The 18,531-nt window shown below is 63.2% G+C and carries 18 protein-coding genes; 8 read left to right on the top strand and 10 right to left on the bottom strand.

Going from position 1 to position 18,531, the window contains the following annotated elements; translation table 11 throughout:
* Nucleotides 1-74 precede the first annotated feature (74 nt).
* The 5 genes from AC07VI_RS20130 (at nucleotide 75) to AC07VI_RS20110 (ending at nucleotide 6,628) form a co-directional block, all read left to right on the top strand.
* Nucleotides 75-794: an ArsR/SmtB family transcription factor gene (locus AC07VI_RS20130; RefSeq protein WP_086145289.1), complete on the top strand. Its 720-nt coding sequence runs from the start codon at nucleotides 75-77 to the stop codon at nucleotides 792-794.
* A 112-nt stretch (nucleotides 795-906) separates the two neighbouring features.
* Entirely contained in the window at nucleotides 907-1,761 is an 855-nt protein-coding gene (locus AC07VI_RS20125; protein WP_253251918.1) for a DUF3667 domain-containing protein, read from the top strand.
* Between the two features lie 70 nt (nucleotides 1,762-1,831).
* Nucleotides 1,832-2,563, top strand: a complete 732-nt coding sequence (locus AC07VI_RS20120; RefSeq protein WP_099375322.1) for an ABC transporter ATP-binding protein — start codon at nucleotides 1,832-1,834, stop codon at nucleotides 2,561-2,563.
* Complete coding sequence (locus AC07VI_RS20115; protein WP_492992540.1) at nucleotides 2,560-4,902, top strand: CPBP family intramembrane glutamic endopeptidase; 2,343 nt, start codon at nucleotides 2,560-2,562, stop codon at nucleotides 4,900-4,902. The genes AC07VI_RS20120 and AC07VI_RS20115 overlap by 4 nt, the downstream gene beginning before the upstream one ends.
* A gap of 85 nt (nucleotides 4,903-4,987) precedes the next feature.
* Nucleotides 4,988-6,628 carry a patatin-like phospholipase family protein gene (locus tag AC07VI_RS20110; protein ID WP_492992538.1) on the top strand — a complete coding sequence of 547 codons (1,641 nt, stop codon included), beginning with the start codon at nucleotides 4,988-4,990 and terminating at the stop codon, nucleotides 6,626-6,628.
* Nucleotides 6,629-6,713: 85 nt separating this feature from the next.
* Here AC07VI_RS20110 and AC07VI_RS20105 read toward each other — a convergent pair whose 3' ends face one another.
* The 5 genes from AC07VI_RS20105 to AC07VI_RS20085 all read right to left on the bottom strand — a co-directional run bounded on the left by AC07VI_RS20105 (nucleotide 6,714) and on the right by AC07VI_RS20085 (nucleotide 10,177).
* Complete coding sequence (locus tag AC07VI_RS20105) at nucleotides 6,714-6,932, bottom strand: hypothetical protein (RefSeq protein ID WP_034784905.1); 219 nt, start codon at nucleotides 6,930-6,932, stop codon at nucleotides 6,714-6,716.
* A gap of 79 nt (nucleotides 6,933-7,011) precedes the next feature.
* Nucleotides 7,012-7,593 carry a TerD family protein gene (locus tag AC07VI_RS20100; RefSeq protein WP_086145284.1) on the bottom strand — a complete coding sequence of 194 codons (582 nt, stop codon included), beginning with the start codon at nucleotides 7,591-7,593 and terminating at the stop codon, nucleotides 7,012-7,014.
* Between the two features lie 34 nt (nucleotides 7,594-7,627).
* On the bottom strand, nucleotides 7,628-8,323 hold the full coding sequence (locus AC07VI_RS20095) for a TIGR00266 family protein (RefSeq protein WP_086145283.1): 696 nt from the start codon (nucleotides 8,321-8,323) through the stop codon (nucleotides 7,628-7,630).
* A 73-nt stretch (nucleotides 8,324-8,396) separates the two neighbouring features.
* Nucleotides 8,397-8,972: a TerD family protein gene (locus AC07VI_RS20090; protein ID WP_086145282.1), complete on the bottom strand. Its 576-nt coding sequence runs from the start codon at nucleotides 8,970-8,972 to the stop codon at nucleotides 8,397-8,399.
* Nucleotides 8,973-9,103: 131 nt separating this feature from the next.
* Entirely contained in the window at nucleotides 9,104-10,177 is a 1,074-nt protein-coding gene (locus AC07VI_RS20085; protein WP_492992535.1) for a DUF475 domain-containing protein, read from the bottom strand.
* A gap of 115 nt (nucleotides 10,178-10,292) precedes the next feature.
* Between AC07VI_RS20085 and nhaR the strand changes: the two genes are divergently transcribed.
* The 3 genes from nhaR (at nucleotide 10,293) to AC07VI_RS20070 (ending at nucleotide 14,127) form a co-directional block, all read left to right on the top strand.
* Nucleotides 10,293-11,207, top strand: a complete 915-nt coding sequence (gene nhaR / locus AC07VI_RS20080; RefSeq protein WP_086145280.1) for a transcriptional activator NhaR — start codon at nucleotides 10,293-10,295, stop codon at nucleotides 11,205-11,207.
* A gap of 124 nt (nucleotides 11,208-11,331) precedes the next feature.
* Nucleotides 11,332-12,666, top strand: a complete 1,335-nt coding sequence (locus tag AC07VI_RS20075; protein ID WP_086145279.1) for an MFS transporter — start codon at nucleotides 11,332-11,334, stop codon at nucleotides 12,664-12,666.
* Between the two features lie 120 nt (nucleotides 12,667-12,786).
* Nucleotides 12,787-14,127: a hemolysin family protein gene (locus AC07VI_RS20070; protein WP_086145351.1), complete on the top strand. Its 1,341-nt coding sequence runs from the start codon at nucleotides 12,787-12,789 to the stop codon at nucleotides 14,125-14,127.
* Here the strand turns inward: AC07VI_RS20070 and AC07VI_RS20065 are convergent.
* Genes AC07VI_RS20065 through AC07VI_RS20045 form a run of 5 tightly spaced genes read right to left on the bottom strand, consistent with a single transcriptional unit; the run spans nucleotide 14,124 to nucleotide 18,529 of the window.
* Nucleotides 14,124-15,203, bottom strand: a complete 1,080-nt coding sequence (locus AC07VI_RS20065) for an AI-2E family transporter (RefSeq protein ID WP_086145278.1) — start codon at nucleotides 15,201-15,203, stop codon at nucleotides 14,124-14,126. The genes AC07VI_RS20070 and AC07VI_RS20065 overlap by 4 nt on opposite strands.
* A gap of 42 nt (nucleotides 15,204-15,245) precedes the next feature.
* Nucleotides 15,246-15,839 (bottom strand): SCO family protein, encoded by a 594-nt coding sequence (locus AC07VI_RS20060; RefSeq protein WP_492992532.1) that lies wholly within the window; start codon nucleotides 15,837-15,839, stop codon nucleotides 15,246-15,248.
* Nucleotides 15,836-16,735 (bottom strand): heme o synthase, encoded by a 900-nt coding sequence (gene cyoE, locus AC07VI_RS20055; RefSeq protein ID WP_086145276.1) that lies wholly within the window; start codon nucleotides 16,733-16,735, stop codon nucleotides 15,836-15,838. The genes AC07VI_RS20060 and cyoE overlap by 4 nt, the downstream gene beginning before the upstream one ends.
* Nucleotides 16,736-17,905: a COX15/CtaA family protein gene (locus AC07VI_RS20050; protein ID WP_492996254.1), complete on the bottom strand. Its 1,170-nt coding sequence runs from the start codon at nucleotides 17,903-17,905 to the stop codon at nucleotides 16,736-16,738.
* A gap of 18 nt (nucleotides 17,906-17,923) precedes the next feature.
* Nucleotides 17,924-18,529 carry an SCO family protein gene (locus AC07VI_RS20045; RefSeq protein WP_086145275.1) on the bottom strand — a complete coding sequence of 202 codons (606 nt, stop codon included), beginning with the start codon at nucleotides 18,527-18,529 and terminating at the stop codon, nucleotides 17,924-17,926.
* Nucleotides 18,530-18,531: the final 2 nt, after the last annotated feature.

The following is an 18,531-nucleotide window of genomic DNA, read 5'->3' as shown; positions in this document are numbered from 1 at the left end:
GCGTTCCATTGCAGTGAAGTGGGGACACGAGTATGCTGGCCCTTCCACCACAACACTTCGCCCGTGAACGAATCATGGAAGACAAGTTTCCCTCGGCCGACCTGGGCCTGGCGCAACTGGCCGGCGCCATCGCGGAACCAGCCCGCGCGCGCATGCTGTGCAGCCTGCTTGACGGCCATGCGCGCACGGCCACGGAATTGGCTACGCTGGCCGACGTGGGCGCCTCGACAGCCAGCGCCCATCTGGCGCGCCTGCGCACAGATCGATTGCTGACCATGGTGGCGCAGGGCAAGCACCGCTATTACCGCCTGGCCAGCGCCGAGGTGGGCCAGGCGCTCGAAGCGCTGCTGGTGGTGGCCGGCGTGCCCGCAACGCCGTTTACGCCCACCACGCCGGACCGCTTGCGCCGCGCGCGCACCTGCTACGACCACATGGCCGGCACGGTGGCCGTCGCCTTGCACGACCAGCTGCATGCGCAAGGCTGGCTGCTCGACGACGGCGGCGAATATCGCCTGTCGGAAGCGGGCGCGGCCAGCATGGCGGCGCTGGGCATCGACGTGCCGCAACTGCAGCGCCAACGCCGCCGCTTCGCCTGTGCCTGCCTGGACTGGAGCGAACGGCGCGCCCACCTGGGCGGCGCGCTGGGGGCGGCCCTGCTGCAGCTGGCCCTGCGCCAGGGCTGGGCCGAGCGCGAATTCGACAGCCGCGCCCTGCGCATCACGCCAAGCGGCGAGCGGCGCCTGCTGGCCGTATTTGCCTGCCGCTCAACGGTGCCGGCATTTTGTATCTCATAAGCAACTATCGAGAGAAAAATGCCCTTTTGCCATTGTTTTCATTCATCATATGCTGCGCTCTTCAGCGCGCATTTCCCCCTTTCGCCTATGGAAAGAGTCCATCTTGAAAACAGTGTCACCCAGCACAAGTCCCGCCAGCACCTGCCATAACTGCCACACCGACGCGCCAGGCAACTTCTGCAGCACCTGCGGCCAGTCCACCGTCGTGCACGTGCCCAGCGCGCGCGAATTCCTGCATGAATTTGTCGCCCATTATGTGGCGCTCGAAGGCAAGCTGTGGCGTACCCTGGCCCTGCTGCTGTTCCGCCCGGGCGCGCTGACGAACGAGTACATTGCGGGGCGCCGCGTGCGTTACGTGGAACCGCTGCGCGTATACCTGACCTTCAGCATCCTGTTCTTTGCCATCCTCAAGTTCGGCAGCGCCGACTTGTTCCTCACCGTCCACAGCCAGCAACCCCAGGCGAGCGCCCACGGCCCAAGTCAGACTCCGGACAACAATGCGTCGGGCATGCAGGTCAGCATCCTGGGCCAGACACCCACGCTGCCACATCAGTGGCAAGACTTTCAGCAACTGCCCGTGGCCGGAAAGCAAAAGCTGATAAGGGAGAGCTTTTTTCATTACGCACCCTATGCCATGTTTGGCCTGATGCCGCTGTTCGCCCTGTTCCTGAAGATCCTCTACCTGGGCAGCGGACGGCGCTATGGCGAGCATTTCCTGTTCGCCTTGCATACGAATGCCTTCGCCTTCATCACGATGGCGCTCATGACCTTGATCCCCGTCGATATTGTCCGCCTCGCGCTCTGCGCCTGGCTGCTCGGCTACCTGCCCTGGGCCATGTGGCGCGTGTATCCAAGCGGCAAGCTCGCCACCGTCTGCCGCTGGCTGGTATTGATGGCAGCCTATGCCCTCGCCATGAGCCTGGCGATCATGGCCTGCATCGCCACGGGCGTGATGCTGCGCCATTAGGCAGCAAGGAGCGTTGGGGCGGCGCCGTATCGGGCTATCATCCCGCACGCTCTCTTTTTTGGGATACACGATGATTGTTTTTGAAGGCTTGTCCAAACAGTACGGCACGTTCGAGGCCGTCAAGCCGCTCACCTTGCAGGTGGGAAAAGGCGAGGTCTTCGGCTTTCTGGGACCGAATGGCGCCGGCAAGACCACCACCATCCGCATGCTGATGGGCATCCTGGTTCCCAGCGGCGGGCGCGTGCTGGTCGATGGCCTCGATTGCCACCGCGACGGCGCCGCCGTCAAGCGCAAGGTGGGCTACCTGCCAGACACCCCCGTCTTTTACGATTATTTGCGCGGACGTGAAATCCTGCAATTCGTTGCTGAAATGCATGGCTATGCGCGCGCGGAGGCGGCCACCCGCGCGGCGCGGCTGCTGAGCGAATTCGGCCTCGATGAAGCGGGCGAAGATTTCGCCGTCAATTACTCGCTGGGCATGAAGAAGAAGCTGGGCCTGGCCTGCGCGCTGATCCACGATCCGGCCGTGCTGATCCTTGATGAACCGATCAACGGCCTGGACCCGCGCGCCTCGCGCGAAGTACAGGAACGGCTGCTGCGCATCGCCGCCGCCGGCACCACGATCTTCGTTTCCACGCATTTGCTCGACATGGCGGAAAAGCTGTGCAGCCGCGTGGCCATCATCCACCGCGGCGCGCTGGCGGCCACGGGCAGCCTGGACGAGATTCGCCGGCAACTGTCCAGCGACGGCAGCCTGGAAGATATCTTCCTGCAGCTGACCGATGAAACGGCGACCGCATGACGCCGGCGCCGCTGACCGCCTGGCGTGCCGTCTGGCTGCTGACACGCTTGCGCCTGCAGCGCCTGCTCAACGTCAGCGGCCGCGGCTTCGCCTTCAGGAAGGCCCTGCAGGGCCGCCCCGCCACGCCGGGCAAGCAGCGGGGCCGCTGGCTGCTGGGCGTGCTGCTGTTCCTGCCCATGTTGTTTTCCTTCGGCACCATGGCGCGCCATGGCGTGCTCAACATGCATTGCCTGCTCGACCAAGTGGCAGCCTGCCAGGCGCAAGGCAGCATGCAGGCGGGCGAACGCCTGCTGGCGCCGGTCATCGCCGAATTCATCGGGCATCCGTTCAGTGCGGCGCTGGCAGGCGGCCTGACTCTGCAATTGATGCTGCTGTGGCTGGTCAGCGTGTTGTTACCGCTAGGCATGGGCGAACTGTCGAAACCGGACTGGGACCTGGAATGGCTGGTCACCTTGCCGGTCGACAAAGCCACGCTGCTGTGGGCGCGCGTGCTCGAGCGCACGGTCGTCAATCCGGCCGGCCTGCTGGCCCTGTGGCCCAGCACCACCATGATCGCCTGGTATTCGGGCCAGGGCTGGCTTTCTCCGCTGTCCGGGCTGGCGGCCAGCCTGCTCCTGCTGGCCCTGGCCGCCATGCTGCGCACACTGGTCGATACGGGCCTGCGCCTGTCGCTCAGTCCGGCACGGCTGGGCAACCTGCAGGCGCTGCTCTCGGTGGCCGGGGTATTTCCCATGTATATGGGCATGTCTTTTGGCATGGGCACGGGCGGCTTTGCCCATGGCTGGGCCGCTGCCATGCCCGCCTGGAGCGGCTGGACGCCGCCCGGCCTGCTGGTGCGCGCGCTCAATGCCGCCAGCCTGGCGGATGCGCTGTTGCCCGCCTGCCTGCTGCTGGCGCAAGTGCTGCTGATGATGCTGCTGGGCATGGCGATGCTGCGCCGCCAGTTGCGCCATGGCGTCGTGGGCGCGGGCCAGCGCGAAGCGAGCCGCAAGCGCTCTCCGGCGGCGCTGCCCGCTGGCCGGTGGCGCGCCCGCATCGGCACGGTGATCCAGCGCCGCGAATTGACCCTGCTGGTGCGCGACCGTAACTTCATGGTGCAAACGCTGCTGATGCCGCTGCTCATCCTCGGCGGCCAGGCTTTGTTTTCCGGCCAGGCGCGCGACCTGCACGCGCTGCTGGCCAGCCCCGCCCTGCTGGCATCGACGGGCTTTTTCCTCGGCAGCTATGTGCTGATGATGTCGGCCTTCCAGACACTGAACAAGGAAGGCGGCGCGCTGTGGCTGCTGTACACATTTCCCGTTCCCGTTGAGCGGGCGCTGCGGCAAAAGGCGCAATTGTGGGCCGTACTGGCCCTGCTGTATCCACTCATCCTGTTCGGCGCGGCGCTGGCCTGGCTGCCCGCCTGGTCGTGGCAGACGGCGGGCCTGATGCTGCTGGCCCTGGCCGGCATTCCCCTGTATTCGATGATCGCCGTGGCGCTGGGCGTGTTTGCCAGCGACCCGCTGGCCACGGAAGCGGCGGCGAAGATACGCCCCACATATATGTATCTGTACCTGCTGCTGAGCGGCCTGTACCTCGCCGCGCTGGCGGCCGGCAGCGTGGTGCAGCAGCTGGTGTTTGTCGTGCTGACGGTGGCGCTGTCCCTGGCGCTGTGGCAAAAGGCGCGTGACGAGCTGCCGTACCTGCTCGACCCGGCCGCCTCGCCGCCGGCCACGGTGTCGGCGGCGGACGGCCTGATCGCCGCCATGCTGTTTTTTATCCTGCAGACACTGGCCTTGATCCTCCTCAAGGATGCGGCCGGTGCAACGCTGCCGCACGCGGCCATCGCCTTCGGCAGCGCGGGCGCGCTCACGTATGTGCTGGTGCGCCTCGTCTACTGGCGCGGCAAGACGGCAGGCGTGCCGCGCATCGGGCCAGGCCGGCAACCGTGGCGCCGGGGCGCGGCAGCCGCGGTGCTGGCGGCCCTCTTCGGCATCGGCTACCTGGCCATCGTGCAAGCCTGCGGCTGGTCACCTGCGCGCGCGCCGCTGGCGGCCGGGACGGGCTGGGACGCAGTATGGCTGGCAGGACTGGCGCTGCTGGCCGCGCCCCTGTGCGAAGAATTCATTTTCCGCGGCCTGCTCCAGGGCGGCCTGCGCCGCTCGCTGCCCGCCTGGCAGGCGATCGGCATCGGCGCGGCCCTCTTCGCCATCGTCCATCCGCCGGCCTCCATGCTGCCCGTCTTCGTGCTGGGCCTGTGCGCGGGCGCCGCCTATGAACGCAGCCGTTCGCTGCTGGCGCCCATGCTGGCCCATGCCGGCTATAACGCGGCCATCCTCGCGCTTCAACTCCATGCATGAGCATGGACAAGTTTGCTAGAATCGCACACGTTTTCCGTCCGTATCCCAAACAATGACTACGCACAGATCCCGCATGCATCCACGCTTGTCCGCACCACTTGTCCTCGCTGCGCTGCTGAGCGGCTGCACGGTACTCGCCCTGCACCCCAACAGCGGCGTCGAAAACCGCACGTTTACCGTGCAGGAATCGCCGCGCCTGCGCATCGACGCGCCCAAGGCGCGCATCGAGAATCCGATGCCCAGCGACCATTTCATCGGCATCGCCCTGTCCGGCGGCGGCAGCCGCGCGGCCAATTTCTCGGCGGCATCGCTGGAGCAGCTGGAGCAGTTCGGCCTCGTCAGCGGCGCCTCGGCCATCTCCGGCGTCTCCGGCGGCGCCATCGCGGGCGGCTACTATGCGCTGCACGGCAAGCAGACGAACTGGCCCTTGCTGCGCAGCAAGCTGAAAACGGATTTCTTCGGCCAGACCATATTAAAGCCCGCCAACCTGACGACGATGTTGCTGACGAACAAGACGCGCACGTCCTTCCTGTCCGACGTGCTGGACGATGTGCTGTACGACAAGAAAACCTACGAAGACTTGCCGCACGACGGCCCCATCTTCCTGGCCAACGCGACGGACGCCACCGATGGCGGCAAGCGCGTGGTGTTTTCCTATGAGTATTTTTACAATACCCTGCATTCGCCCATCCAGGATATCCGCCTGGCAACGGCCGTGGCCACCTCGGCCGCCTTTCCCGGCGTCTTCGATTCCGTCACCTTCGAGCGTTTCCGTCCGAAAAATACCTTCGTGCCGGAACTCGGTTCCGAGTCGCGCGAATCACCCTCGTACGTACACCTGTTCGACGGCGGCGCGGCCGACAACCTGGGCGTGGAAACCCTGTGGGACGCGGCCCTGACTCAGCTGTACGGCAACGACATGGCCGTCGTGCCGCCGCGCCTGAACAGCAAGCCCTTCATCCTCATCTCCATCGACGCCAACGCGCCCAATTCCAGCGCCGTGTTTGAAAAGATGTCGGACGAGCGCCAGCCGCTGGACCGCATCTTCAACAAGAACATCTACGACGCCGTCGATGCCCTGTTTTCGCGCCAGCGCAAGGAAAACCTCGTCAAGATGGGCTTTGGCCAGGCCCGCTTCGATACGGTCACGCACGAGAATTTCGGCGACCTGAGCCAGAAATTCGTCAAGGGCAAGCGCACCTCGGCCTTTGCCATTCCCGTGCTGTGCCGGCCCCATCTGGGCCAGTACCGCTGCGAAGTCGATGCGGCCGCCCCCATGCCGGGCCAGGTCCGCACCACCCTGGAAGGCTTCGCCTGGCATATTTCCATCGATGAAATCGCCTCGCTGGCCCTGCGCCTGGCCAGCGACGATGCGCAAGTCAATTTTGCGCGTAAGCAAGAGCGCGCGGCCCTCGTCAAGCTGCAGCGCCTGGCCACGCAAACGAAGACCCATCTGAAACTGACGGGGCCGGAAAACTGCAGCCCGGAAGTACTGCAATCGGCCCTGTACAGTGCCGCGCGCGTGCTGATCCTCGACGACGAGGAATCGCGCTTCGCCCTGTGCGACTACATGCTGGCGGGAAAGCTGATCAACGACGACATCGTCTGCAAGCAGCGCTACGTGCACGCCGTGCCCAGCTTTGCCATCGAAAGCGAAGATTTGCAGTACCGCAACCTGAGTTCGGATGGCAATTCCGTGAACGTGCCGATACGCTGCAAGAAGTGAGCGCCCACAAAAAAGCCCGCACGATCGCTCGTGCGGGCTTTAGCGCAAGGATTCCAAGCGCCCGGTTGATTTAGATCAATCGACCTTAAATCAAGCGACTACGCCTGCGCATGTAGCTGCGGCTTAATGCACCTTCCAGTTCCTGCTCCGTCTTATGCTGGTTTACTGTGTACAGGGCCCACAGGGCCGCCGGCGCCCAGCCGATCACAGTGCACTGCAAAATCAAGGCGGCGGCACCGGCCAGCGGGCGCCCCAGCATGAAAAACGTGAGACACGGAAGTAGCAAGGCTATCAGCAATCGCATCACGACATACTCTCCTAAATATAGAGCAGCGGACAAGGGCCGGTATCCGGTCCGTCCCCCGCCCGCTGCGTACTGCTCCTTATAGATGCACGGAGATTTGCGGCATCAGGTCGTCAAAGGTGCGACCGTTGCCGTTTTCTCCGATGGCGTGCATCTTCCATTCGCCGTTATGGCGGTACAGCTTGGCCATGATCTGTGCCGTGTGGGAACCTTGCACAGACAGGTTGAAACGCGCGACTTCCTGGTTATTGCTCGCATTCAAGATGCGGCAATAGGCGTTTTCCACCTGCGAGAAGTTCTGGCCAGTAAAGCTGTTGACGGTGAAGACCAGGCTTTTCACGTGCGCCGGCACGGTCGACAGATCGACATTGATCTGTTCGTCGTCGCCGTCGCCCGCGCCCGTGCGGTTGTCGCCCGTGTGGACAATGCTGCCGTCCTTGCTTTTCAGCTGGCGGAACCAGACGATGTCGGACGTGCTCTTGTTCTCGTCGAACATGACGCACGAGGCATCGAGGTCGACGGCTTCCGTCTTCGAACCGAAACCGAGGAAACCCTTGGTCTTGGCCGCATCCCAGCCCAGGCCCATGGTGATGCGGGTCAGGGTGGTGCCAGCTTCCTTGTCCAGAGAAATCTTCTGGCCCTTGCTCAAATTGACAGACATACGCATTGCTCCTGTTTAGTTAGTTAGTGCTTGATTACGCCGGCTTGCTTTGCGTCCAGGCGAGGAAGGCCGCGCGGTTGCGCGAGCACACGAGGATTTTTCCCGTGCCTGAAAACTTCAGCACCATGCCCTCGCCGCTGGTCTGGCTATTGATCAAATTGCCCAGAAAGCCGCCGCTGCTGCCGGTCGTGATGGAAATCTCGTATTGCAGGCGCTTGTCCCAGCACACGACGTGCGAGTTATCGATCACCACGTCCTTGCCAGGCGTCACTTCCAGTTCCGACATTGCGCCAAAACCGGAGACCGCCAACTGGCCGCTGCCTGCCGTCTCGGTGATGAAAAAGCCACCGCTCTGGGCAAACAGCGCATTGCCAAGGCTTTGCGTGCGCACCTTCAATTCCACGCCAGAGCTGGCCGCCACGAAGGCGCCGTCGCTGATCATGTATTGCTGGGCGCCAATCTCAAGCACCCGCATCGCGCCCGGCAAAGTGGGCGACAGCAGACAGTCGCCGTCGCCCCGCATGGCCTCGATATGCTGCTGAAAGAACGATTCACCGTTGGCAAAGGTGCGCATCAGCGCGGCGCCGATGCCGCCCGTCATCTTGCCTTTCAGCTCAAGATTGGTTTCCATCATCACCATCGCATCGGATTCGCAATAAATCTTCTCGCCCTTGGCCAGCGACACATGCAGGAACGGGTCGACGTCCCCGGTAATATTAAAAACTGGCATTCAACTGTTCCTTCCTTGACGATGATGGTGATGGCGGCGGCCCGCGCCGCGGACCGCCCTTGCTATTGACGACTTATACGCCGACGCCGAACGAGGCAGCCAGAGGACCTAAACCGCCCTTGTAGCCCTGGCCGATGGCCTTGAATTTCCAATCGCCGCCGTTGCGGTAGATTTCGCCGAAGACCATGGCCGTTTCCGCCGAGCCGTCTTCCGACAGGTCGAAACGGGCGATTTCCGTGTTGCCGTTGGCGTTGACGCAGCGCACGTAGGCCTTCGATACCATACCAAAGTTTTGCTTGCGCGCTTCGGCGTCGTGGATCGTCACGCAGACGGCGATCTTGTCGATATCGGCCGGCACCGTGGCCAGGTCGACGACGACGGTTTCATCGTCGCCATCGCCAGCGCCCGTCTTGTTGTCGCCCGAGTGGGTGACGGCGCCGTCGCTCGACTTCAGGTTGTTGTAGAAAATCATGTCGACGTCGGCGCGTACCTTGCCGTCGGCCTTCAGCAGGAACACGGAGCCGTCGATGTCGAACGCGGCGCCGTCGGTGGCGCGGGCATCCCAGCCCAGGCCGATGATCATCTTCGAAATGCCAGGGGCTTCCTTGCTCAGGTTAACGTTGCCGCCTTTTTGCAGACTGATTGCCATGATGTATTGCTCCTATATGGGTTGTGTATGACCAAACACCTGGCGTCCTCCACCGGCCTGACTCCCCAGGCCGGCGGCGACGCTTGCTACAACTTGCCGACAAACGGGTGCAGTCGTTTGCCGCGCATTCTTTACACTGCCTTGACCGCTTCGAGCGCTTCCGGCCGGCCTTCTTCGAGGGCCATCCTGCGCTTGTGGCGTATCGACGACCACAGCGAGGCGAGAATGAAGGCCACGCCAATCAGACCCGTGAAGATCTCGGGAATGTGGAACTTCATGCTGACCAACATGATCACGGCCAGGATACCGATCGCATAGTGCGCGCCGTGCTCCAGATAAACGAACTCGTCGAGCGTACCCTTGCGCACCAGGAACACCGTCATCGAGCGCACGAACATCGCGCCGATCGCCAGGCCCAGCATGATGATCACGACATCCTTGGTGATGGCAAACGCGCCGATCACGCCGTCAAAGCTGAACGAGGCGTCGAGCACTTCCAGGTACAGGAAGCCGCCAATACCGCCGCGCTTGATGATGTCGCCCATGTTGCCGTCGCCGTTATCGCCTTCCAGCAAGCCGCTGATCACATCGACGCCCACGTAGGTCAGGATGCCCCACAGGCCGGCCGTCAGGACCACCAGTTTCTGGCCTTCTTCGATCATCGACAGGCTGGCCATCAGGGTACCGAGCGCGATCATCACGGAAATCGACGAAATCTTGCCCAGCGCGCCCAGTTTTTCTTCAATACGGCCCAGCCAGTGCGTTTCTTTTTCCGAGTCCAGCAGGAAGTTCAGGAAAACCAGCAGCAGGAAAATGCCGCCAAAGGCCGCCACTTCCGCGTGGTGATTCGTCAGGTGCATCGAATACTGTTCCGGATTGCTCAACGCCAGATTCCATACTTCCATCAGCCCCAGGTCCGCCGCTTGCGCCACGATGACCAGCGGAAACAGCAAACGCATGCCGAAGACGGCGATGATGATGCCCACGCCAAGGAACAGACCTTGCCAGAACTTGTCCCAGTTCTTCAGCACCGAGGCGTTGACGACGGCGTTGTCAAACGACAGCGACACTTCCATCACGCCCAGAATCACCGCGATACCGAGCGCCGCCAGCATCGTCTGCACGCCACCGTGCGTATAACCCCACCAGGCGGAAATGCCCAGGCAGATAAATGTCACCAGAAATGACACTATGAAATGCTTCATCGATAGTTCCCCGTTATCTAGATTTAATGAAACATAGTATAGGGACATGTCACACATTTAAAAATGGAAGATAATGGAAGTATTACTTCGTAAAAACAGAAGATAGGATATCGCGATGAAAACCACGGGCTTCAATTACCGCCATTTGTACTTCTTTTGGGTGGTCGCCAAGGAGGGCGGCGTGACGCGCGCGGCCGAGCGCCTGGGACTGGCCGTGCAAACCATCAGCACGCAGCTGGCCCTGCTGGAAAAGGAACTGGGCAAGTCGCTGCTGCAGCCGCAGGGACGCCGCCTGGTGCCGACGGAAGCGGGCCGGCTGGCGCTCGGCTATGCGGACCAGATTTTCCTGCTGGGCGAGCAGATGCAGGATGCGCTGGCCGACGCGGACGCGGAAAAGATGCGCCTGACGGTGGGTATTTCCGATTCCCTGCCGAAACTGATGGCCTACCGCATGCTCGACGCCACGCGCAGCCTGGACCAGCCCGTCAAGCTGGTCTGCCTGGAAGATGAATTCGAATCCTTGCTGGCCGACCTGGCCCTGCACAAGCTGGACCTGGTGTTGACGGACCGCGCCGTGCCGGCCGGCGCCAGCCTGCGCGTGTCCAGCCACTTGTGGGGCGAGAGCGCCATGAAGCTGTTCGGCATCCCCGCCCTGGCCGAACAGTACCGCGGCAATTTCCCGCACAGCCTGCACGGCGCGCCCTTCCTGCTGCCCGCGCGCAACAACGCCTTGCGCGGGCGCATCGATGAATGGATGGTGCAGCAAGGCGTGCGGCCCGACGTGGTGGGCGAATTCGAGGACAACGCCATGCTCAACGCCTTCGGCCGCAAGGGCCTGGGCCTGTTCTTCGCCCCGGCCAGCCTGGCGGCCGACATCGAGGAGCAATTCGGCGCCGTGCTGGTGGGCGACGCCTCGTCCCTGCGCGAACAGTTTTATGTGATCTCGAACGAACGCAAGATCATGCATCCGGCGCTCGATGTGATCCTGGCGGCCATCCAGGGCAGCCCGAAGATTTACAAGGAAACCTGATAAATCCATTCGAAAATAACGTTTGAATAATCAATCAAAAGCGATTGTAATGAAGCCTGAGACAAACACGCGCCCCGCCCTCGCCGGAAGGGCGCGACCACCATAAAAAAACAGGAGCATCACCATGTCCATGGCAGGCAAGACGATCGATATTCCCGATCTCATCAATAACAACAAGATCGGCTCCTTCCAGATCGGCATGCTGATCCTGTGCGGGCTGTGCGTCATCATGGATGGCTTCGACGTGCAGGCCATGGGCTATGTGGCGCCCGCCATCATTGCCGACTGGCATGTCAGCAAGGCCAACCTGGGCCCCGTGTTCGGCGCGGGCCTGCTGGGCATGCTGGTCGGCTCGCTCGTCTTCAGCATCACGGCCGACAAGTTCGGCCGCCGCCCCGTGCTGATCGGCTCGACCATCTTCTTTTCGCTGTGCATGCTGGTCACGCCGCTGGCCACCAGCATCGAGCAATTGCAGCTGATCCGCTTCATCACCGGCCTGGGCCTGGGCGCCGTAATGCCGAACGCCATGGCGCTGGCCGGCGAATACAGCCCCGTGCGCAAGAAAGTCACCCTGATGATGCTCGTCTCGTGCGGCTTTACCCTGGGCGCCGTGCTGGGCGGATTATTGTCCGCCGCGCTGATTCCCGCCTTCGGCTGGCAATCCGTGTTTTACGTGGGCGGCGTGGTGCCCTTGGTCATCGGCGTGCTGATGTTCTTCCTGCTGCCGGAATCGATGCAATTTCTGGTATTGAAGAAACGCAAGCTCGACAAGGTGGCCCAGTGGCTCAAACGCATCGACCCGACGGTGAGCATCACGCCCGACACGCAATACCTCGTGCATGAGAAAGAACACAAGGGCGCGCCCGTGCTGCAATTGTTTACGGGCGGCCGCGCGAAGATGACGATTTTGTTGTGGGTCATCAACTTCATGAACTTGCTGAACCTGTATTTCCTGTCCAACTGGCTGCCGACGATCGCCAAGGAAGCAGGCCTGTCGACGGCCAACGCCGTGCTGGCGGGCACGGCCCTGCAAGTGGGCGGCACCATCGGCACCCTCGTCATGGGCCAGCTGATCGACCGCTCCAGCTTCCGCCGCATCCTGCTGCCGTGCTTTTTGGTCGCCGCCGTGGCCATTGCCCTGATCGGCCGTCCCGACGTGTCGCTGGCCTTCCTGTTCATTACCATCTTCATCGCGGGCTTTTGCGTGGTGGGCGGCCAGCCGGCCGTCAACGCCCTGGCGGCCAGCTACTACCCAACCACCCTGCGCTCGACGGGCATCGGCTGGAGCCTGGGCGTGGGCCGCATCGGCTCCATCATCGGCCCCGTGCTCGGTGGCGAGCTGATCCGTCTGAACTGGCCCAACAGCACGATTTTCCTCGTCGTCGCCATTCCCGCCATCGTCTCGGCCGTCATGGTCTTCGCCATGCGCGGCGGGCCGCAAACGGCGGCCAAAGGCTGAACAAGCGTGCAAGACCGGCCGCGCGCGCCCGCCTGCACGGGCGGGGCGCGCGGCTAAATTAGGCTATGCCGGCCTTCGTCGTTTAAGATGTCGTTTTTACAGCCCATCTTCCGCGCCCCCATGCACAATGTCTTGCTAGTCCTGCTCGCCCTCTTCCTGGTCGCGCTGAACGGTTTTTTTGTTGCCGCCGAGTTTGGCATTGTCACCTTGCGCCGCACGCGCATCCGCGCCATCGCCAAGACACAGGGAATGCGGGGCCGCATCCTGGCCAAGGTGCATGGCCAGCTGGACGCCTACCTGTCCGCCTGCCAGCTGGGCATCACCCTGGCGTCGCTGGGCCTGGGCTGGGTCGGCGAACCGGCATTTGCCGGCTTGCTCGAGCCGCTGTTCGGCGCCATCGGCGTCACTTCGCAAGAGCTGATCCACGGCGTCTCGTTCGTCGTCGCCTTCAGCGTGATTTCCTTCCTGCACATCGTCGTGGGCGAGCTGGCGCCCAAATCGATGGCCATCCGCAACCCGGAAGCCGTCGGCCTGTGGAGCGCCATTCCCCTGTACGGCTTTTACTGGACCATGTACCCGGCCATCTACCTGCTCAACGCCAGCGCCAACTGGGTGCTGCGCCTGGCGGGCCTGTCCGGCAAGGGCGGCCACGACGCCCATTACTCGTCCGAAGAACTGAAACTGATCCTGCGCACCAGCCAGCCCGGCGAAAAGTTTACGCGCGACGAGCGCAACATCCTGGCGCAGTCGCTTGATTTTGAACAAATGACGGTGTCGGACCTGATGCGCCCGATCAATGAAGTGATCGCCCTGCATGCCTCGAGCACGCTGGAAGAAAACCTCGACACGGTGCTGCGCAACCGCTTCAGCCGCTACCCGTATTTCGACACGAACGAAGACGACGTGCTGGGCGTGGTGCACCTGAAAGACCTGTTCTTTGCCCAGCAGGCGGGCAAACCGATCACTTCGCTCACGCCGTTCCTGCGTCCCGTCGACATCATTTCCGCGCGCACGCCGGCACTGGAACTGTTCCGCCGCTTTCGCGACGGCGCGCCCCACTTCGCCCTGATCGGCGAAAAGGGCAAGCGCCCGCTGGGCTTCATCACCTTGGATAATTTGCTCGGCGCCATGGTCGGTGAAATCCGCGACGAATTCCGCCGCAATGAAAACGACTGGCTCAAGCAGAGCGACGGCACCCTGATCGGCAAGGCCAGCCTGCCCATCTTCTCGCTCGAACGCATCCTCGGCATCGATATCGAAAACGAGGAGCTGGGGCTGGACGACGTGGAATCGGTCGGCGGCTTGATCATGGTCAAGCTCGGTGACATTCCGAAGCAGGGCCAGCGCATCACCTTCGTCGACTTCGACATCGTCGTCAAGAAGATGAACGGGCCCCGCATCGTGCTCATCAAGGTGATCCCCAAGCAGGAACGCGATCTTGATGCCGATCTACGTGATTAGTCTTTTTTCAAGGTAAGCGTATCCTTGCCCTGCGGCACGGTGGTCTCGCCCACCGTCCACGTCTGCAGCAGGCTGTACAGCACTGCCAGCAGGGTCGGACCGATAAAGATGCCGACGAAGCCGAAGGCCAGCACGCCGCCCAGCACGCCCAGCAGCACCAGCAGGAAGGGCAGGCTGCTGCCGCGGCTGATCAGCATGGGCTTGACGACGTTATCGACGCCGCTGATCAGCAAGGCGCCCCACACCAGCATGAAAATGCCCCAGCCCGTCTGGCCATCGGAAAACAGCCAGATGGCGGCGCCGCCCCAGATCAGGGGCGGGCCGACGGGAATCAGCGAAAAGATGAAGGTGGCCACGCCCAAGAGCGCCACGGCCGGCACGCCGGCGATCAGGAAGCCGATCACGGCCACCAGCGCCTGCGCCAGCGCCGTGCCCAGCAAGCCGTACATGACGCCGCGCACGGTGCGGCTGATGGTCAGGCCCACGCCCGGCGCGCTGTCGCCGATGATGCGGCCGGCGCCCGTCATCAGGGCGCGGCTCAGCTGCTGGCCGTCGCGGTAGAGGAAGAAGCTGACGAACACGGCCAGGCTGGTCTGCGCCAGGCCCGTGCCCAGCAGGATGCCGCCGGAAGCGAGGAAATGGCGCGCCGGCTCCAGCATCGTCTTGCCCAAATTCAGTAATTCCTCGCGGTCCGCCAGCAGGCGCTCCACGTAGCCGGCGATGGTGTCGCCCACCACGGGGATGCTGGCCAGCCAGGCCGGCGGGTGCAGGCCGCCCGCTTCCAGCGCGGCGCGGATCTGCTCATAGATGCGCGAGACGTTATCGGCCAGGTTGTAGGTGACGAGGGCCAGCGGCAGCACGATGACCAGCAGCAGCGACAGCGTCATGATGGCGGCCGCCCAGTTGCGCCGGCCTTTCAGGCGCTCGAGCAGGAGGATATACAGGGGCCAGCTGGAAATGCCCACGCAGGCGGCAAACAGCATGGCGGCCAGGAAAGGCCGCAGGACGAAAAAGCAGCCGATCAGGAGAAAAATGATGGCCGCCAGGCGGGCGTGAGGCTCGAAACGTTTATCCATGTACCGCGTATCCTGAAGATGGCGCCCGGGGGCGCGACCGGATCAGGATAGCAGAAGTTTAAGATCGTGCGCGATGGCGGCCGGGGTTTCGCCATGGCGCACGAACAGGCGGATCTTGCCTTCGCGGTCAAACACATAGGTGCCGGCCGTGTGATCGACCGTGTAGCTGCTGTCCGTCTCGCCCTCGACCTTGGCGTAATACACCTTGAACTCCTTGGCCACCCTGGCCGTCGCTTCCAGGCTGCCATACAGCCCGACGAAGCGCTTGTCGAACGCCGGCACGTACTGCGCCAGCAGGGCTTGCGTGTCGCGCTCGGGGTCGACCGTGACGAACAGCACCTGCACCTGGTCCGCCTGCGGGCCCATTTCCTTCATTACCTGGGCCATGTCGGCCATGGTGGTGGGGCAGACGTCCGGACATTGCGTGTAGCCGAAGAACATCAGCACCAGCTTGCCCTTGTAGTCGGCCAGGGTGCGCGGCTGGCCCGTGTGGTCCGTCAGCGCGAACTCGCGCGCGTAGCCCAGGCCCGTCACATCCGTATTCTTGAATTCCAGCTTCGATGCGGCAGGCTTGCCGCAGCCGGCCAGCACGACGGCCAGCGCGGCCGCCAACAACAGGGTCAGGTATTTTTTCATGATCCGATGGGAATGTAATGGTCGACCAGCAAGGCCGCGAACAGCAATGCCAGGTAGATGATGGAAAAAGTAAACGCTTTGCGCGCGATCAAGTCCGTGTAGTGGCGGTACATCTTCCACGCGTAGTACAGGAAGCCGGCATTGAGCAGCACGGCCGACACCAGGTAGATCAGGCCGCTCATGCGCACGGCGTACGGCAGCAAGGTGGTGGCGGCCAGCGCGATCGAGTACAGCCAGACGTGGAATTGCGTAAATTGCATGCCGTGCGTGACGGGCAGCATGGGCAAGCCCGAGCGCGCGTAATCGTCGCGCCGGTACATGGCCAGCGCCCAGAAGTGCGGCGGCGTCCAGACAAAGATGATCAGGACCAGCAGCCACGCCTGCATGGGCACGTCGTTGGCGACGGCGGCCCAGCCCAGCGCGGGCGGCATGGCGCCGGACAGGCCGCCGATGACGATATTTTGCGGCGTGGCCGGTTTCAGCACCATGGTGTAGATCAAGGCATAGCCGACAAAGGTGACAAAGGTCAGCCACATGGTCAGCGGATTGACGAGGTGATACAAAATCGCCATGCCCAGGCCGCCGATCACCAGCGCGAATACGACCGTTTGCTTGACGGAAATGTCACCCATGGCCATGGGACGGCGCGCCGTGCGGGCCATGCGCGCATCGATTTCGCGCTCGGCCAGGCAATTGACGGCAAACGCGGCGCCGGCCAGCAGCCAGATGCCGATGGTGCCGAACACCACCGCACGCCAGTCAGGCAACTCCTCGCTGGCCAGGAACATGCCGATGACGGCGCAAAACACGGCCAGCTGCGTCACGCGGGGCTTGGTCAGCGCCCAATACTGGGCGATGCGGGGGGTAGGTTTACGGCTGAGTGTCTGAGTAGTCATTTATGCGGTACGGGAAGAACTGGCTGGTGCCGGGGGCACTGTCGCGAAGGCGGAGGCGGATGTCCGCGCAACATCGAGTTGGAATTTAGCCTTGTAGTTTAACATGGTCAGCAGCAACACGAGCAGCGCCGCCCCGCCGTTATGCAGGACGGCAATCGACAGCGGCCAGTTCAGGTAAATCGTCGCCAGGCCCGTGGCCGCCTGCAGGGCCAGCACCGCGGCGATCCAGCGCGCCGTGCCGCGCAGCGATGGCAGTTTCCACGCGCGCAGCACCGTATAGCCGACGCCGGCCAGCACGACGAAGGCGAAATTGCGGTGCACCCAGTGGATGGCCGTCAACGCGGAAAACGGCAGATAGTGGCCGGCGGCCGTCTTGCCCAGCTCGCGCCACAGGTGGAAGCCATGCTCGAAATCCATTTCCGGTATGACTTTCCCGCCGCACAGGGGGAAATCCGTGCAGGCCAGGGTGGCGTAGTTGGTGCTCACCCAGCCGCCCAGCGCGATCTGCACGGTCAGCAGCACGAGCGACAGCACGGCCAGCGCGCGCACGGGGCGCAGCGCGGCAGCGTCCGCATCGGCGCGCAGCAAGGGTTTGACGGCATGGTCCTGGCGCCCGCCCAGCCACGTCAGCATGGCCAGCAAGCCCATGCCCAGCAGCAAGTGAATGGTGACGATCACGGGCTGCAGCTTCAAGGTGACGGTCCAGGCGCCGAACGCGCCCTGCAGGCAGACGAACAGGAACAGCGCCGTCGGCAGCGCCGGGGCGAACTCTTGCCGTTTGCTCTTGCGCCACTGGCGCCACGCCTGCACCATCATCGCCACGATCAGCACGCCGATGGCCATGGCCAGGTAGCGGTGCGTCATCTCGATCCACGCTTTCACTACCGTCACGGGCCCTGTCGGCATCAGGGTTTCCGCCGCCACGATATGCTCGTGCGCCAGGAAAGGATTGGCAGAGCCATAACAACCGGGCCAGTCAGGGCAGCCCAGGCCGGAATCGGACAGGCGCGTAAAGCCGCCAAACATGATCAGGTCGACCGTCAAAAAGACGGCGATCCATACGAGCTTGCGGTATTTATTGGCGTCCGCGGACACCCACACCATGGTCAGCGGCAACAGCGCCACCAGCAAGCCCGTCAAACCCAGCTGGGCCAGCGCGGAGAGATGCATCGTCGGCATGCAGACTCCTCAACCGATCGCCGAAGCTTTGAGCAGCTTGGCGATGTCTTTCTTGACCTTGCTCGGGTCCGCGTCTTTCGGGAAGCGCATCATCAGGTTGCCCAGCGGATCGATCAGGTACAGATGGTCGTCCGCCTTGCCGCCCGCTTCCACGGGCAGCCACGCCTTCAGGGCGTCGCTATTGACGCGCAGCATGTTGGTGCCGTCGAATTCGCGCATCACGAGGGTGTCGAGCGGCTGCTCGTCCGTCACCAGCCAGACGCGCTCGATGCGCTCGCGTTCCTTGCCCTGCATCAAACGCAGCTGCTGCATGGCAAACAGCTGCTTCTTGCACGCTTCCTGGCAGTCGGACGGGCCCGTTTGCAGCATCACCCACTTGCCCTTGAACCGGGCCAGCGGCGAGGCCTTGCCATCGAGTTCCGTGACGTGCAGCTGCGCCTCGGGAATCGGGTGCAAACGGGGGTCGATCAGGGCGCCGTAATTGTTGCGGCCCGTGGGCTTGATGATGTAATACGTGAAATACGAGGCGATGATGGGAAAGGCGCACACGGCCACCACGGCCAGCAGTTTCCAGCGTCCGCTGTTCTGGGCCTGTTTATCGCCACTGTCTTGCATTG

The organism is Janthinobacterium sp. GW821-FHT03A03 (assembly GCF_059421435.1).
This window is presented reverse-complemented; position numbering and strand designations above follow the sequence as displayed.